The sequence below is a fragment of the Anaeroplasma bactoclasticum genome (genome assembly GCF_003550015.1).
GTDB lineage: Bacteria > Bacillota_I > Bacilli_A > Acholeplasmatales > Anaeroplasmataceae > Anaeroplasma > Anaeroplasma bactoclasticum.
The window spans coordinates 1-16581 of the sequence record NZ_QXEV01000010.1 but is presented as its reverse complement, the minus strand read 5'-3'; the positions used below and the strand labels follow the sequence as shown (position 1 = coordinate 16581).

Here is a 16581-nt window from a genome sequence, read left to right as displayed (position 1 = left end):
CTCCTATAATATTTTTGTTGTCCAATCCTCTGCATTTAAAATATCTGTTGCAATATCATTATAAAACTCTGGTTCATGAGATACAAGAACAACAGTTCCTTTAAATGCTTTAACTGCTTCCTTTAAGGATTCTTTAGCATAAACATCCAAATGGTTGGTAGGCTCATCTAGGATTAATGTATTACATTCTTTTAGCATAATTTTACAAAGTCTTACCTTGGCAGCCTCTCCACCAGATAATACAACCATCATAGATTCAATCTTTTCCTTTGTTAAGCCACAAGCGGCAAGTGCACCACGAACCTCAGCATTCGTCATGGCAGGGTACATATCCCAAACCTCTTGGTGAGCTGTTTTATCGGAATATTCCTCTTCCTGAGCGAAATATCCATAATGAACATTATAATCCATTTCACATTTACCACTTAATGGCTTTAAAATACCTAGTAATGTTTTAAGTAGGGTAGATTTACCAATACCATTCGCACCCTTAATTACTACCTTTTGACCACGCTCAATTGTAAAATTAACAGGCTTCGTTAATGGTTCATTATACCCAATAACTAAATTTTCAGCAACAAATACAAATTTACCAGAAGCACCACATTCTTTAAATTTGAAATTTGGTTTAATAACCTCTTTTGCCTTATCAATGATTTCCATTTTATCTAGTCTTCTTTGTCTAGATTTGGCTAAGTCTGTAGTTGCAACTCTCGCTTTATTTTTATTAATAAATTCCTTTAAATCTCGGATTTCCTTTTGTTGTTTTTCATACGCAACATTTTGATTTCTTTTTTCAATTTCATACATTTGCATATACTGGTCATAATTACCACTATATCTTGTTAATGTGCCATCTTCCATATGATAAATGACATTAACAACCTTATTTAGGAATGGAACATCATGAGATACTAATAAGAATGCATTCTCATAATTTGCTAAATAATTAGTTAACCAATTAATTTGTTCCTCATCTAAGAAGTTCGTAGGCTCATCTAATATTAAAATCATTGGCTTAGCTAAAATAAGCTTAGTAAGTAATACCTTACTTCTTTGACCACCAGATAGATTAGATACATCATGGTCAAGTCCAATATCCCCTAAGCCTAAGCCATTAGCAACCTCTTCGATTGTTGCATCTAGAGTGTAGAATCCTGAAGACTCAAGTAAGGATTGCATTTCACCAGTGTCCTCTAGGTATTGATTCATTTCCTCTTCTGTGGCATCACACATTTTTTCATATAAGGAATTCATTTCAGCTTCAATGTCATACATATGCTGGAATGCTTCTCTTAATACATCACGAATGGTTTTGCCTTTAGTTAGGGTAGTATACTGATCTAAATAGCCAGTTGTAATTCTTTTACACCATTCAATCTTTCCATCGTCTGGTGTTAATTCACCAGTGATCATTTTAATGAATGTGGATTTACCTTCACCATTTAAACCAATTAAACCAATGTGTTCTCCCTTTTGCATAACAAAGGAAGCATTCTCTAAAATTGTACGGTTTCCAAAGGAAAAGGAAACATTAGAACACTTTAATACACTCATTTTTTCAACTCCAAATCAATTACTTAAAAATTCAACAAGTAGATAATACCATATAAAAAGGAAAAGTCAAAAAGAAAAATATATATTCTATATATTTCCCAATTGATTTTAAAAGACAATAATAATGAAATATATGTATAAAAGCGCTATTTTAATATATTTTGTTCGATAAAATTGACTAGGATATGAACTTTTGTTATAATTATATATAAATTTATTTATAAATTTAAGGAAAAGTATTGGAGGATTATTATGAAAGGATACGAAAAGTATTTCAGAGGCTATTTTATGCCACCCGTACCCTGTTATGATTGGGTAAAAAAGGAATATATCGATAAAGCGCCTATTTGGTGTAGCGTTGATTTAAGAGATGGTAATCAATCTTTAATCAAACCTATGTCACTAGACCAGAAAGTAGAATTCTTCAAGCTCTTAGTTCAAATTGGATTTAAGGAAATTGAGGTAGGCTTCCCTGCAGCAAGTGAAACAGAATATGAGTTCTTAAGAACTCTAATTGATGGGGATTTAATTCCAGATGATGTTACTATTCAGGTATTAACTCAGGCAAGACCTCATATCATCAAAAAGACTTTTAAGGCACTAGAGGGCTGTAAGAAGGCCATCGTGCATTTATATAACTCTACTTCTTTAGCTCAAAGAGAGCAGGTATTTAAAAAGAGTAAGGAAGAAATTAAAGAAATCGCTGTTGAAGGCGCTAAAATGCTTGTAGAATTAGCCAAGGAGGCTAAGGGTGATATTTATTATGAATATTCCCCAGAATCCTTCACAGGCACAGAACCAGATTACGCACTTGAGGTTTGTAATGCAGTAATTGATGTATTTAAGCCAACTCCTAATCACAAGCTAATCATTAATCTACCTGCAACAGTTGAAATGTCTCTTCCTCATGTATATGCATCTCAAATTGAATATATGTCAAAATATATGAATAAAAGAGATTCTGTAATAATTTCACTACACCCACATAATGATAGAGGAACTGGTGTTGCAGATGCAGAGCTTGGTCTTCTTGCTGGTGCAGATAGAATTGAGGGTACATTATTCGGTAATGGTGAAAGAACAGGTAATGTAGATGTCATCACTCTAGCGCTTAATATGTATACACATGGTATTAACCCTATCTTAGATTTTTCAAATCTTCCTGATATCATAAAATTATATGAATCTGTTACAGAAATGAAGGTTTATGATAGACAGCCATATGCAGGTAAATTCGTATTTGCCGCATTTAGTGGTTCTCACCAGGATGCTATTTCTAAAGGCTTGAAATACCATAAGGCAAATAAGCTTGATACTTGGAGTGTTCCATATCTTCCACTAGATCCAAAGGATGTTTCAAGAGAATACTCTGCCGATGTAATTCGTATTAATTCTCAATCTGGCAAGGGTGGAATTGCATATATTCTAGAAACAAACTTCGGCTTAAACATTCCACCAAAGATGAGAGAAACTGTTGGATATACAGTTAAGGATGTATCCGATAAGGAACATAAGGAGCTTACTCCTTCTGATGTACAAACTATATTCGTTGAAAACTTCGTTAATCTTAAGACTCCTCTTAAGATGCTAGAATATCACTTCATTCGTGAGGGAGATTTATTTAAGGTAATGATTTCAACAGAATGGAATGGAGTTCGTAAGGATTATTTAGCTGAAGGCTCAGGTAGACTTGATGCTGTATCTAACGCAATTAAGGAATGTTATAATTTAGATTATGTATTAACAAATTATAACGAGCACGCACTTGAATCTACATCAAAATCTGAAGCTGCTGCCTTTGTATCTGTTAAATTTAACGATAAGGAAACTTGGGGTTCTGGTATTCACGAAGATATCATTTGTGCATCTATTTACGCACTTGTTTCTGCAATCAATAACCAATATAAATAAAATATTTAGGGGCTGTGAAGCCCCTTTTTTCCATCAAAAAAGACTACCGAAAGGTAGTCATTTTTTTTACTTTAGCATAATATCATCAATTTGATGTCCTGGTGCTACCATTGGTAATACCTTTTCATCAATTTCAACATGTGCATTAATTAATGTAGGACGACGAAGCTTAACAGTTTCTTCTATTGCCTTTGAATAATCATCTCTTGTGAAGCATTCATAATAAGCAACTCCCATAGCCTTAGCTAAGGCTTCATAATCAAGTACAGTATCTAGTATTGTTTGAGAATATCTCTTTTCATAGAATGCAGTTTGCCACTGACGTACCATACCTAGTACTTGGTTATTCGCAACAACAACACATACTGGAAGATTATATTTCGAAATAGTTAATAGCTCATTTAGATTCATACGGAAGGAACCATCACCAGCAATATTAAATACCATTGCCTCTGGATGAGCAATTTGTGTACCAATAGATGCACCCATACCATAGCCCATTGTTCCAAGTCCACCAGAGGACATTAAACGATTTGGTTTTGTATACTTAAAATACTGTGCAGCCCATAGCTGATGCTGACCTACTTCTGTACAAATATAGCAATCTCCATTCGTTGCTCTTTGGATTTCTTCCATAAAGAATCTAGGCTTTAATGTAGAAGACATTTGGTTTTCTGTAAAAATATTCTTCCAAGAATCTACAAGGGCTAACCATATAGGATTCTTCTTTGGTCTTAAATAAGGAAGTAGACGGTCTAAGAATTCCTTTGCATCCATAACTAAAGAATAATCGGTTGGAATATTCTTATCAATTTCAGCTAAATCAATATCTACTTGTACAATCTTAGCATTTTCTGCAAAATGCTTACGATTTGATAATACACGGTCTGAAAATCTAACACCTAAGGCAAGTAATAAATCACATTCTACAATACATTTATTCGATGCGACTGTACCATGCATACCTACTAATCCTGTAGATAGCTTATTTGTTTGATCAAATGCGCCAAGTCCCATTAAGGATGTACAAGTTGGAATATCCATCATTGTTGCAAGCTCATTTAATTCTTTACTAGCATTAGCACGAATGATACCACCACCAGCAAATATAAATGGACGCTTTGCGTTATTGATTAACTCAGCAACCTCTTTAATCTTATCCTCAGAAACCTTAGGAAGCTTTTTAGCAATAACCTTTGTATCGATTTCTACAGGCTCATATTCACAAGTACACTTTGGATCAGTTATATTCTTTGGAATATCAATTAATACTGGACCAGGTCTTCCACTTCTTGCGATTGCGAAAGCTTCACGGAAGGTTTCAGCAAGCTTATTGATATCCTTTACGATATAATTATGCTTTGTAATAGGCATAGTAATACCAGTAATATCAACCTCTTGGAAGGAATCCTTACCTAAGGATGAAACACCAACGTTACCTGTAATTGCAACCATTGGTACGGAATCCATATATGCAGTTGCAATACCAGTTACTAAATTTGTAGCGCCTGGACCAGAAGTTGCAAGCACAACACCAACCTTACCTGTTGATCTCGCATATCCATCAGCTGCATGAGATGCACCCTGTTCATGGGATGTTAGGATATGACGGATTTTGTCCTGATTTTTATATAATTCATCGTAAATGTTTAATACTGCGCCGCCTGGATATCCAAATATTACATCAACGCCCTGCTCGATTAAACATTTTACTATGATTTGTGAACCATTAAGTTTCATAGCAACACCACCCTTACTAGGTTTTAAATAATTTGTTTACTCATCTTTAAATACTGCGCCTGTAGCTGCATTTGTTACAAGCTTAGCATATCTTGCCAAATAACCAGTCTTGATTTTTGGCTCTGGTGCAACCCAGTTTGCCTTTCTTCTTGCTAATTCCTCATCAGATACAAGAAGCTTGATTGTACATGCAATCATATCAATATCAATCTTATCGCCATTTTCTACAAATGCAATAGGGCCACCTTCAGCTGCTTCTGGGGAAACATGACCAATAGATGCACCTCTAGTTGCACCACTAAATCTACCATCGGTAATAAGTGCAACATCACTTGCAAGCCCCATACCAGCTAATCTTGATGTAGGAGCAAGCATTTCTCTCATACCAGGGCCACCCTTAGGACCTTCATAACGAATGACAACAATGTCACCCTTTTCAATCTTTCCACCATCAATAGCAGCAATTGCTTCTTCTTCAGAATTATATACCTTAGCTACACAAGTATGCTTAAGCATCTCAGGTGCAACTGCACCTCTTTTAACAACACAGCCATTTGGAGCAAGATTACCCTTTAAAACAGCAATACCACCAGTCTTTGAATATGGATTATCCAAAGGACGGATGATTTCTTTATTCTTATTTACTGCACCAGCAATATTTTCTCTTATTGTTTTACCTGTTACAGTCATTAAATCTAAATCTAAAATACCTAAAGAGGATACTTCATTCATTACAGCACGAATACCACCTGCTTCATTTAAATCCTCCATATATGTAGGACCTGCAGGAGCTAAATGGCATAGATTTGGAGTATGCTCTGAAATACTATTTGCCATATCTAAATCGATATGAACACCAGCCTCATGTGCAATTGCAGGCAAATGAAGCATAGTATTTGTAGAACAACCAAGTACCATATCCATAGTTAAAGCATTTCTTAAGGATTTTTCATTTACGATATCACGTGCCTTGATATCCTTCTTTACCATTTCCATAATCTGCATACCTGCATGCTTAGCTAAACGAATACGTTCAGCATAGGCTGCAGGAATTGTTCCATTTCCAGGAAGTGCGATACCTAAAACCTCACACATACAGTTCATAGAGTTTGCGGTATACATACCAGAGCAAGAGCCACAACCAGGACATGAATTATTTTCATATTCATCTAATTCTTCCTGTGTAATCTTTCCTGCTAAGAATTTACCAACTGCCTCAAATGTTGAGGAAAGTGAAGTCTTATGACCAGCTACTCTACCAGCAAGCATAGGTCCACCAGAGCAAACTACTGTAGGTAGATTTAATCTTAATGCACCCATTAGCATACCTGGTACAATTTTGTCGCAGTTTGGAATTAAAACTAAGCCATCAAATGCATGTGCTTCAGCCATACATTCAACAGAATCTGCAATAAGCTCTCTAGTTACTAAGGAATATTTCATTCCCTTATGTCCCATTGCGATACCATCGCATACACCAATTGCAGGAACCTCTATTGGTGTACCACCAGCCATTAAAACACCTCTTTTAACGGCCTCAGCCACCTTATCTAGCCACATATGACCAGGTACGATTTCTGATTTTGCACATACAATACCAATCATTGGTCTTTCAATTTCTTCATCTGTATAGCCTAAAGCCTTGAACAAGGAACGGTTAGGAACCCTTTCAACGCCCTTTTTAACAACATCACTCTTCATGATGGCACCCCTTTTCTAATTTAAATTACTTAATTGCAGCAACAACTAAGTCGCCCATTTCCTTTGTTCCAACAATCTTATTTGCTGGAGTATCCTTAGATTTAATATCTCCAGTTCTCCATCCAGCATCAAGTACAGCGTTAACTGCAGCCTCAATAGCCTCTGCTTCCTTAGTTAAACCTAAGGAATATCTAAATAGCATTGGAACAGAAAGAATTGTTGCAAGTGGATTTGCTAAATTCTTACCAGCAATATCTGGTGCAGAACCATGAATTGGTTCATAAAGACCTAACTTACCTGCACCTAAGGATGCACTTGCAAGCATACCAATAGATCCGGCAACCTGGCTAGCCTCATCGGTTAAGATATCACCAAAGATATTAGATGTAACAATTACATCAAACTGTCTTGGGTTACGAACTAGCTGCATTGCACAATTATCTACATACATTTCACTAGTTTCAATATCAGGATACTCATTCTTTACTCTTTCAAATACTGCTCTCCATAATCTTGAAGATTCAAGTACGTTTGCCTTATGTACACAGCATAGCTTCTTCTGTCTTTTTCTTGCTGCTTCAAATCCTGTTCTTAAAATTCTTTCAATTTCAAATACAGAATACTTCTCTAAATCAGATGCCCAGCAATCAGGCTTTTCAGGATTAAATGCAGGAGAATTTGCCTTCTCACCAAAATACATACCACCAGTTAATTCTCTTACAACTAAGATATCTAAGCCCTCACCAATGATTTCAGGCTTAAGTGGAGATGTATGCTGCAATTGCTTATATAATACAGCTGGTCTTAAATTTGCATAAAGCTTTAAAGCTCCACGAATACCAAGCAATCCCTTTTCAGGACGGTCTCCATTAGTTAAATGATCCCACTTTGGTCCACCTACTGCACCAAGTAATACTGCATCGGATGCAAGTGCTGCATCGATAGTATCCTGAGGTAGGGATGTACCATCCATATCAATAGCGATACCACCCATTCTCTTTTCAGTGATTTCGAAGGTATGACCATAAATCTCACCAACACGGTTCATAACCTTAACTGCTTCTCTTACAATATCTGGACCAATACCATCACCTGGTAATGTTACAATCTTAAATGTTGCCATAATTACTTATTTTCTCCTTTAATCTTATTCACTAATCCGCCAGCCTTAATAATATTTTGCATAAATTCTGGGAATGGCTGACCTTGGAAGGATTTACCTGTTGTTTCGTTTGTGATAACTCCTGTATCAAAGTTAACAGATACAGTATCACCCTCACCAATTCCATCAACTGCCTCAGGGCACTCTAAAATTGGAAGACCAATGTTAATAGAATTACGATAGAAAATACGAGCAAAGCTCTTAGCGATAACACAAGATACTCCACAAGCCTTAATTGCGATTGGAGCATGCTCACGAGATGAACCACAACCAAAATTCTTTTGTGCTACGATGATATCTCCATCCTTAACTCTTTTAGAGAATACTGGTAAACCAGCATTAATATCCTGCTTAGAATCTTCCATACAGTGTACAGCTAATTCCTTTGGATCTGATGTATTTAAATAACGTGCTGGAATGATTACATCTGTATCAATATCCGCACCATAACAAAATGCTCTACCTTTAGCGTTCATAATAACCTCCTAGACCAAATCAGGATTTGTGATATATCCTGTTAATGCACTTGCAGCTGCTGTAGCTGGAGATGCTAAGTAAACCTCAGAATCTACATGTCCCATACGACCAACGAAGTTACGGTTTGTTGTAGATACACATCTTTCACCAGCAGCTAAGATACCCATATATCCACCAAGACATGGTCCACATGTTGGAGTAGATACTGCACATCCTGCTTCTACTAAATCCTGAATAATGCCTTCAGCGATAGCTTCAAGATAAATCTTTTGAGTACCAGGAATAATAATGACACGTGTATTAGGGTCAACCTTCTTGCCCTTTAAAATTTCATGAGCAATTCTTAAATCTTCCATTCTACCATTTGTACAAGAACCAATAACTACCTGGTCAATCTTTACATCCTTAGGACCAATCTCATCAACAGTCTTTGTATTTTCTGGTAAATGAGGGAATGCAACTGTAGGACGAATCTTTGATAAATCAATATCATAAACTGCATCATATACTGCATCAGGATCAGCCTCATATACTACTGGAGTCTTCTTTGAATGCTTCTTAATATAATCAAGTGTAACCTCATCTACAGCGAATATTCCATTCTTAGCACCAGCTTCAATTGCCATATTTGCCATACATAAACGAGAGTCCATACTTAAATTCTTTAAGCCTTCGCCAGAGAATTCCATAGACTTATATAAAGCTCCATCTACACCGATCATACCGATAATATGTAAAATTACATCCTTACCAGATACATTCTTTTGTAATTTTCCTGTTAAATTAAACTTTAATGCTGCAGGTACCTTAAACCATGCCTCACCAGTTGCCATACCACAAGCCATATCTGTTGAACCAACGCCTGTAGAAAATGCACCTAGTGCACCATATGTACATGTATGAGAGTCAGCACCGATAACTACATCTCCTGCAACTACTAAGCCCTTTTCAGGAAGTAAGGCATGCTCAATACCCATCTGACCAACCTCAAAGAAGTTTACAATACCCATCTTATGAGCAAATTCACGGATATATTTACACTGCTCAGCACTCTTAATATCCTTATTAGGTACAAAGTGGTCAGGTACGATAGAAACCTTGTTCTTATCAAATACATGATCAACTCCAATATTCTTAAATACATTTACTGCCACAGGTGTAGTAATATCATTACCATGAACTAAATCAAGCTTACAAGTAATTAGCTGTCCGGCAGTAACTTCCTTTAATCCTGCATGAGCTGCAAGGATTTTTTGTGTCATTGTCATTCCCATATTATTTATTATTCTCCTTAAACAACTTATATTCGATAGAATCAATTAAAGCTTTAAATGAAGCTTCAATAATATCCTTAGATACACCTACAGTAGACCATGTGGATGCTCCGTCTGTAGATTCAATTAATACTCTTGTTTTGGCTGCAGTTGCAGATTCCTTACCATCTAAAATACGAACCTTATAATCAGATAAGTGAACCATATTTAAAATTGGATAGAATCTACCGATAGCCTTTCTTAATGCTTCGTTTAAAGCATCCACTGGGCCATCGCCATTGGCAGCTGTAATTTCTTCTATTCCTTCAACAGAAACCTTAATGATTGCTGCAGAGGAATGAAGATTTGCTTTGGATGGACCTTCACCTATTGTCTTGAAGTCTAATACCTCAAAGAAAGGCTTAAAGGCACCAAAGGTTTTATGGACAATTAATTCGAAGGATGCATCTGCACCTTCAAATTGATATCCTAAATATTCTAAATCCTTGATTCTTTGAATAATCATAGATAATCTTGGATCATTTTTTTCAACGTTTGGATAAATCTTTTCTATTTTAGCTAAGACGGTTGCTTTACCTGCAACCTCGCTAATTAGAAACTTACGTTCATTACCAACTAAATCTGGAGAAATATGCTCAAAGGATTTTGAATTTTTGAATACTCCATCCACATGCATACCAGCCTTATGTGCAAATGCAGTTTCACCAACATATGGTAATGTAGATAAAAGCTTAAAATTAGATATTTCTGCTACTACTCTAGCAGTATTCGTTAAATCCTTGATATTTCCATCTGGTAAGCATTTCACATTTCTTTTTAATTCTAGATTTGCAATAATAGCTGAAAGATTCGCATTGCCACATCTTTCACCATAGCCTAAGAATGTACCCTGAACCTGTGTTACACCATTTAATACAGCTAGGACAGATAAGGATATTGCCATTCCAGAATCATTATGAGCATGAATACCAAGCTCTGTATGAACGTTTTTCTTTACATCTTTTATAATTTCAACCATCTCATCTGGGAAGGTTCCACCATTTGTATCACAAAGTACTAAGCATTCGGCACCAGCCTCTTCTGCAGCCTGTAAAGCCTTGATTGCATATTCTTTATTGGATTTATATCCATCAAAGAAATGCTCTGCATCAAAGAATACATGCTTCCCCTTAGAAATTAAGAATCTGATAGAATCCTTAATCATTAATAAGTTTTCTTCTAATGTTGTATTAATAATTTGTGTTACATGGAAATCCCAGGATTTACCGAAGATACATACATAATCTGTCCCTGCCTCAAGTAAGGCTAAAAGATTAGCATCACTTGATGCTTCTCCATTACATCTTCTTGTACTTCCAAATGCGACAAGCTTAGAATGCTTAAATGTTAATCCTTTAGCAACATGGAAAAATTCCATATCCTTTTGGTTAGAACCAGGATTACCAGCTTCAATAAAATCAACTCCTAATTCATCTAATGCCTTAGCGATTTTAATCTTATCTCCAACTAAAAAGCTGATTCCTTCTGCTTGTGCTCCATCTCTTAAGGTTGAATCGAATATCTTGGCACGCAAGAAATTCACCCCCTTTTAAATGTGAAAATTAGGAAGTAGCTTAAGCCACTTCCATAATTTTTCAAAAACTATATTAATCTTAAAACTAGTTGTTAATGAACTTATTCTTTTCATCATTCCATGCATAGAACTTACGGATTTCTGCACCAACCTTTTCAGACTGATGAGATGCTGCCTTAGCTCTTAGGGCATTGAAATGAACCTGTCCTGATGCAGTAGACATATCAAGTAAGAAGTCTTTTGCGAAAGTACCATCCTGAATATCAGCTAATACCTTCTTCATAGCCTTCTTTGTGTCTTCTGTAATGATCTTTGGACCAGTGATATAATCGCCATATTCAGCTGTATTAGAAATAGAATATCTCATACCAGCAAAACCGGACTGATAAATTAAGTCAACGATTAGTTTCATTTCATGGATACATTCAAAATATGCATTACGAGGGTCATAGCCAGCCTCAACTAGAGTTTCAAAACCAGCCTGCATTAATGCGCAAACACCGCCACATAATACTGCCTGCTCACCGAATAGGTCAGTTTCAGTTTCAGTTTTAAATGTAGTCTCCAAAATTGCAGCACGAGCGCCACCAATACCAGCACCATATGCAAGTGCAATCTCTAAAGCCTTACCAGTTTCATTTCTTTCAACTGCAACTAAGCAAGGAGTACCCTTACCAGCCTGGAACTCAGAACGTACAGTATGACCTGGAGCCTTTGGAGCAATCATAGCTACATCGACACCCTTAGGTGGGTTAATTAAACCAAAATGAATATTGAAGCCATGAGCAAACATTAACATCTTACCAGGCTTTAGATTAGGAGCGATATCCTTTTCATACATAGCCTTCTGCTTCTCATCATTAATTAAAATCATAATAATATCTGCAATCTTTGCAGCTTCAGCTGTAACCATAACCTTACAACCCTGAGCTTCAGCCTTAGCCCAGCTCTTAGATCCTTCATATAGACCTACTACTACATTTACACCAGATTCCATAAGGTTTAATGCATGTGCATGTCCTTGTGAACCATATCCAATAATTGCAACTGTCTTACCATCTAAATAATGTAAGTCACAGTCCTTTTCATAAAAAATTCTAGCTTCTGCCATTTTCTAATCCCTCTTTCTATATATTAATAATTTTTTAATTCGCTATCTCCACGGGCGATAGCTGATACTCCGGTTCGGATTACTTCTTTGATGCCGAACTCATCAAGCATAGAAATAATAGCTGATACCTTATTTTGATCACCTGTAATTTCTAGGATAATAGTACTGTTTGTAACATCAATAATATGTGCACGGAAGATATTCGCTATTTCCATGATTTGACTTCTTGTACCATTGATTGCATCAATCTTAATTAAAGCAAGCTCTCTTTTAACAGAATGCTCTTCTTCAAATTCAGCAATCTTAATGACATCCATTAATTTTGCTAGCTGATTCTTAATCTGCATGTACACGTCATCCTCACACTCAACCACGATTGTCATTCTAGAGACGTTTGGATCTTCTGATTTACCTACAGATAAGCTTTCAATATTATATCCTCTTCTTGAGAATAAGCCTGATACTCTAGATAGCACACCCATATGATTGTTAACAAGTACAGATAATGTGTGTCTAGCCACTATGTCCATCCTTTCCGACACTATATATTATAAATATATAAGCAGTCAAATTTGAATTATGGTTTTATTATAACATTTTAAAATACTTTGTCAAACCGATTTGAGCCTCAAAACGAACTACATTTTGTGAAAATAATATTTTTCATAAATTAAATTTTGAGAAAACGTTATTATATGAAATTATATTTTTTAAATCAAATAATAACACAAATAGCATAAATAATATTCGCTTTTTTGAAAACGTTTTTTATTTTTTTGTCCATATTTTTAGACAATTATATAGATACAACCCTTATTTGGATACATCTTTTCTTCTTGAGGTATTAATCCTAAATACTTAAAACGAAAATATTTTTCCGTATGATTTAATAAATCATCACCACTAATATAATCCTTTATACCATGACCTATTTTTTCTTCTAGGTAAGCCAAAACTGCAGTTTTTATCTTATGGGTACCACCCTTAGACCCATACCCTGTAATCACCTTTAGGACATGGTCCTTTTCTCTTTTTCCAAAGGGAATTGCTTCTTTCAATTCATAAAGGGCAGCATCTACAGTTTCCTTATATTTATGTATATCTACAGTGTACATAGCTTACCATCCCTCATAATAGGAATAACACTTCCATCTTCTTTAATACCATCAACAGCTAAAGAATCAGAACCAAAGACTAAATCTATATGATATGGGCATTGATTAATCAAGTTCTTATTCTCTATTCCATATGGATATGCATTCCCAAGTGCGATATGGCATCCTGAATTTTCATCTAGTATTGTAGAATAATAAAATCCTTCTTTATATGGGCATAAGGCAACCTCTCCTATATAAGAAAGATTTGAATCCAAAGAAATAATTGAATCTAAATTCTTATTATCGATAACTTTACCATTATGCAATTGAATTTCCATATCATTAATGATTTTCCCGTGATAGCAAAGTGGTTTAGTAAATACTATTTTCCCTTCCCCACTAAACTTCTTTGGAGCAGTAAATATTTCTAAGGAAGGCGCATTTGCTTGAAATGTATGGCCATTCCAACTAATTTTTTTACCAATCCATTTAAAATTTGGTGTAAGTTCAAATATACAATCGGTTCCTTCATCACTTTTAAAATGTATTTTATTTATTTGATAATTATTCAGTTTTTCTTTAATTGAATCATAAGAATCTAAGGAATCATAAAAAGAATCTACCTTATCCCATAACTCTTCTAATGTTAATCCTAGTTTTCTTGCCCAAAGCTGATTTGGCTTCACAATCATTATCCTTGGAGATTCAATTAAATAATCATTTAAGAAGGAAAGCTCACTTAAATGCTTCTGATATTCACTGATTTCATCTGTAATTACCACTGGTAAAGGAAAAGGAGATAAAATGGTGATCCGGATGAATTCTTCTGATATTCTTTCCTTATAAAAGGAAATTCTATCATCTAAATATTTCCTATATCCATTATTTATCTCCTCACACATTATGCCATTCGTATATGTAATAAAAATATTCCTTACACCACTTTTTACTAAAAGCTCCATAAGGATTTTAGCAAAATCATTATTCTCATAGGAGCATAATATTTCTACGGATTTAGTACTAGAAAAATCATAATATTCAGAAACAACCCTTAAGGCGAGCCTTTTTTCCCTATTCAAGATTGAATCTTCGCTTGGTGTAATCAACAATTGTATCTACACAACCCTCTATACCAATTCTAGAATTGATGCACAAATCATAATTGGAAGCCTTGCCCCAATCCATATCTGTATAGAAATTGTAGTAGCCCTTTCTCTTCTTATCTTTTTTTACAATATAGGAAGCTGCCTTTTCAGGCTTAATGCCATAATAGTCTATTACACGCTTAATCTTATCTTCCATAGGCGCACAAATAAAAACATTTACAACATTTGGATTATCTCTTAATACATAATCCGCACATCTTCCTACAATAACACAGGACTCTTCAGATGCAATCTTTTTGATTGCGTCAAACTGAGCTAAGAAAACCTTTTGAGACAAGGTCATATCATAAGAATACATACCTAAGCCTCCGCCTAAAAAGCCATCCTGCTTCTCATCATAGCTTTCAAAAATAGATGGGGATAACCCACTATTTTTAGCTGCCTAAATTAAAAGCTCATTATCATAAAAAGGAATGCCAAGCTTTTCAGCAACTAATCTACCAATAAATCTACCACCACTACCGTATTCACGGCCAATTGTAATAACATATTTCATATTCAGTTCACCGTCCTTTATTAATATAATTATAACCGATAAATCAAAAACAAACAATGTTATTTTTATAAAATAAAAAGCCAAACGAATTGGCTTTATATTATAATTCCTTGTAGGTGATCCATTTCATGTTCAATGATTTCTGCAGTAAAACCTGTATAAGTCTTAATTCTCTTTTTAAAATCTAATGTCATATATTCTACTTTAATTTTCTTATGTCTTATACATTTTCTTACTCCAGTTAAGGATAGACATCCTTCTTCTGTTTGATATTCCCCTTCTTTTTTTAATATAACGGGATGAATCATTATTTCCATTTCTTCCTTTTCATTAATGAAAATAATAATATTTTTAGAATATCCTATCATATTGGCTGCCATACCTACACAGTTCTTTCTATGGAAGGAGAGTGTATCCTTTAAATCTTCCGCAATAAATAAATCATCCTTAGATAAATTAGAAGAAGGCTTCTTTAAGAATTCAACATCTTTAATTATATTTTTAATCATATCTATAAAGAAAAAATGCCAAATTGGCATTTTATTATCCTTTTAAACCATCTGCTTGACGCTGCATATTTTCTACAACGATATCATAAATATCGCCCATTTCCTGTCCCTTTGCTAATAAAAGCCATGGTTCATTTGTATGGAAATGTACCTTGATGAAATTTTCTGGGTTACCATATTTATCTTCACCCTCAATTGCAGCAATTACAAGTGAATCTCCTACTAATTCATTTAAAATAAATTCTCTTAAAGAGTCTTCAGCATCATCAATATCACCATCCGCAATATCAATTAAAAGCTGTGTATCAAATTTAAACTCTACTAAGCTTGTATGTTCCTTAACCATAATCAATAACCTCCTATATTTAGTTATATAGATTATATACTTTAGGGGTATATTTGTAAAGTAAAAATGAGATAAATGTTAGTTAAAACAAACCTATTTTCAATAATTTTACATAAATGAAATTTATCATTTTTTATAAATTTATAAACTACATTTATAGTGTGGAAATAATAGGGTAGAGGAAAGAAAATAATTCTTTGCCCCTCCCGTTGCACCGTACATACGGGTCTCGTATACGGCGCTACATTTATATTATTCACAAACTACTTTAGGTAGTACAATAGAGGATTGACCAAACCCGGCCTATTCCTCTTTTTGTTTGGCTTAGAAAGTAAATCAGCACTAATTAAATAGTTAACAATCTTTGTACCACATTGTCTATACCAACCTAGTCTTGTATTGGCTACTGAATATATTTCTTCATCAGTGAAGCCACAATTATAGGCTTTATTTACCTTCAT

At 34.8% G+C, this 16581-nt stretch carries 14 protein-coding genes and 2 pseudogenes; 1 reads left to right on the top strand and 15 read right to left on the bottom strand.

Annotated features, from left to right (window positions below; genetic code table 11):
• Positions 1 to 3: 3 nt before the first annotated feature.
• Entirely contained in the window at positions 4 to 1557 is a 1554-nt protein-coding gene (locus EI71_RS05455) for an ABC-F family ATP-binding cassette domain-containing protein (RefSeq protein WP_119016246.1), read from the bottom strand.
• Positions 1558 to 1809: 252 nt separating this feature from the next.
• Here EI71_RS05455 and EI71_RS05450 point away from each other — a divergent pair, with 252 nt between their 5' ends.
• A complete protein-coding gene (locus EI71_RS05450) occupies positions 1810 to 3468 on the top strand; it encodes a 2-isopropylmalate synthase (RefSeq protein WP_119016245.1) in 1659 nt (552 codons plus the stop codon).
• 66 nt (positions 3469 to 3534) lie between these two features.
• On the opposite strand, the gene ilvB is transcribed toward EI71_RS05450, so the two are convergent.
• The 14 genes and pseudogenes from ilvB to EI71_RS05380 all read right to left on the bottom strand — a co-directional run.
• Positions 3535 to 5208 carry a biosynthetic-type acetolactate synthase large subunit gene (gene ilvB, locus EI71_RS05445; protein ID WP_119016244.1) on the bottom strand — a complete coding sequence of 558 codons (1674 nt, stop codon included), beginning with the start codon at positions 5206 to 5208 and terminating at the stop codon, positions 3535 to 3537.
• Between the two features lie 36 nt (positions 5209 to 5244).
• Positions 5245 to 6909: a dihydroxy-acid dehydratase gene (gene ilvD, locus EI71_RS05440; protein WP_119016243.1), complete on the bottom strand. Its 1665-nt coding sequence runs from the start codon at positions 6907 to 6909 to the stop codon at positions 5245 to 5247.
• 25 nt (positions 6910 to 6934) lie between these two features.
• Positions 6935 to 8032 (bottom strand): 3-isopropylmalate dehydrogenase, encoded by a 1098-nt coding sequence (gene leuB, locus EI71_RS05435; RefSeq protein WP_119016242.1) that lies wholly within the window; start codon positions 8030 to 8032, stop codon positions 6935 to 6937.
• Between the two features lie 2 nt (positions 8033 to 8034).
• Positions 8035 to 8547 (bottom strand): 3-isopropylmalate dehydratase small subunit, encoded by a 513-nt coding sequence (gene leuD / locus EI71_RS05430; protein WP_119016241.1) that lies wholly within the window; start codon positions 8545 to 8547, stop codon positions 8035 to 8037.
• Between the two features lie 9 nt (positions 8548 to 8556).
• The gene (gene leuC, locus EI71_RS05425; protein WP_119016240.1) at positions 8557 to 9822 is read right to left on the bottom strand and encodes a 3-isopropylmalate dehydratase large subunit; all 1266 of its coding nucleotides are present in this window, start codon (positions 9820 to 9822) and stop codon (positions 8557 to 8559) included.
• A gap of 1 nt (position 9823) precedes the next feature.
• The gene (gene cimA / locus EI71_RS05420) at positions 9824 to 11404 is read right to left on the bottom strand and encodes a citramalate synthase (protein WP_119016239.1); all 1581 of its coding nucleotides are present in this window, start codon (positions 11402 to 11404) and stop codon (positions 9824 to 9826) included.
• Positions 11405 to 11480: 76 nt separating this feature from the next.
• Positions 11481 to 12506 carry a ketol-acid reductoisomerase gene (ilvC, locus tag EI71_RS05415; protein ID WP_119016238.1) on the bottom strand — a complete coding sequence of 342 codons (1026 nt, stop codon included), beginning with the start codon at positions 12504 to 12506 and terminating at the stop codon, positions 11481 to 11483.
• A gap of 23 nt (positions 12507 to 12529) precedes the next feature.
• On the bottom strand, positions 12530 to 13027 hold the full coding sequence (ilvN, locus tag EI71_RS05410) for an acetolactate synthase small subunit (RefSeq protein WP_119016237.1): 498 nt from the start codon (positions 13025 to 13027) through the stop codon (positions 12530 to 12532).
• Positions 13028 to 13294: 267 nt separating this feature from the next.
• Entirely contained in the window at positions 13295 to 13621 is a 327-nt protein-coding gene (locus EI71_RS05405; RefSeq protein ID WP_119016236.1) for a Smr/MutS family protein, read from the bottom strand.
• On the bottom strand, positions 13609 to 14682 hold the full coding sequence (locus EI71_RS05400; protein ID WP_162849796.1) for an aminopeptidase: 1074 nt from the start codon (positions 14680 to 14682) through the stop codon (positions 13609 to 13611). Before EI71_RS05400 ends, EI71_RS05405 begins: the two co-directional genes overlap by 13 nt.
• Positions 14675 to 15286: pseudogene (locus EI71_RS05395) on the bottom strand (cytidylate kinase-like family protein). Before EI71_RS05395 ends, EI71_RS05400 begins: the two are co-directional and overlap by 8 nt.
• A gap of 74 nt (positions 15287 to 15360) precedes the next feature.
• On the bottom strand, positions 15361 to 15774 hold the full coding sequence (locus tag EI71_RS05390) for a peptide deformylase (RefSeq protein ID WP_119016287.1): 414 nt from the start codon (positions 15772 to 15774) through the stop codon (positions 15361 to 15363).
• Between the two features lie 34 nt (positions 15775 to 15808).
• Positions 15809 to 16120, bottom strand: a complete 312-nt coding sequence (locus EI71_RS05385; protein WP_119016234.1) for a kinase to dihydroxyacetone kinase — start codon at positions 16118 to 16120, stop codon at positions 15809 to 15811.
• A 263-nt stretch (positions 16121 to 16383) separates the two neighbouring features.
• Positions 16384 to 16581: pseudogene (locus EI71_RS05380) on the bottom strand (group II intron reverse transcriptase/maturase); the annotation flags it as partial.

Bases quoted from the DNA above. Each gene is read 5' to 3' on its own strand.
- ilvC (WP_119016238.1), bottom strand. From the start codon at position 12,506: ATGGCAGAAGCTAGAATTTTTTATGAAAAGGACTGTGACTTACATTAT.
- EI71_RS05450 (WP_119016245.1), top strand. From the start codon at position 1,810: ATGAAAGGATACGAAAAGTATTTCAGAGGCTATTTTATGCCACCCGTA.
- leuC (WP_119016240.1), bottom strand. From the start codon at position 9,822: ATGGGAATGACAATGACACAAAAAATCCTTGCAGCTCATGCAGGATTA.
- ilvB (WP_119016244.1), bottom strand. From the start codon at position 5,208: ATGAAACTTAATGGTTCACAAATCATAGTAAAATGTTTAATCGAGCAG.
- EI71_RS05390 (WP_119016287.1), bottom strand. From the start codon at position 15,774: ATGATTAAAAATATAATTAAAGATGTTGAATTCTTAAAGAAGCCTTCT.
- EI71_RS05405 (WP_119016236.1), bottom strand. From the start codon at position 13,621: ATGTACACTGTAGATATACATAAATATAAGGAAACTGTAGATGCTGCC.
- EI71_RS05385 (WP_119016234.1), bottom strand. From the start codon at position 16,120: ATGGTTAAGGAACATACAAGCTTAGTAGAGTTTAAATTTGATACACAG.
- ilvD (WP_119016243.1), bottom strand. From the start codon at position 6,909: ATGAAGAGTGATGTTGTTAAAAAGGGCGTTGAAAGGGTTCCTAACCGT.
- EI71_RS05455 (WP_119016246.1), bottom strand. From the start codon at position 1,557: ATGAGTGTATTAAAGTGTTCTAATGTTTCCTTTTCCTTTGGAAACCGT.
- leuD (WP_119016241.1), bottom strand. From the start codon at position 8,547: ATGAACGCTAAAGGTAGAGCATTTTGTTATGGTGCGGATATTGATACA.
- leuB (WP_119016242.1), bottom strand. From the start codon at position 8,032: ATGGCAACATTTAAGATTGTAACATTACCAGGTGATGGTATTGGTCCA.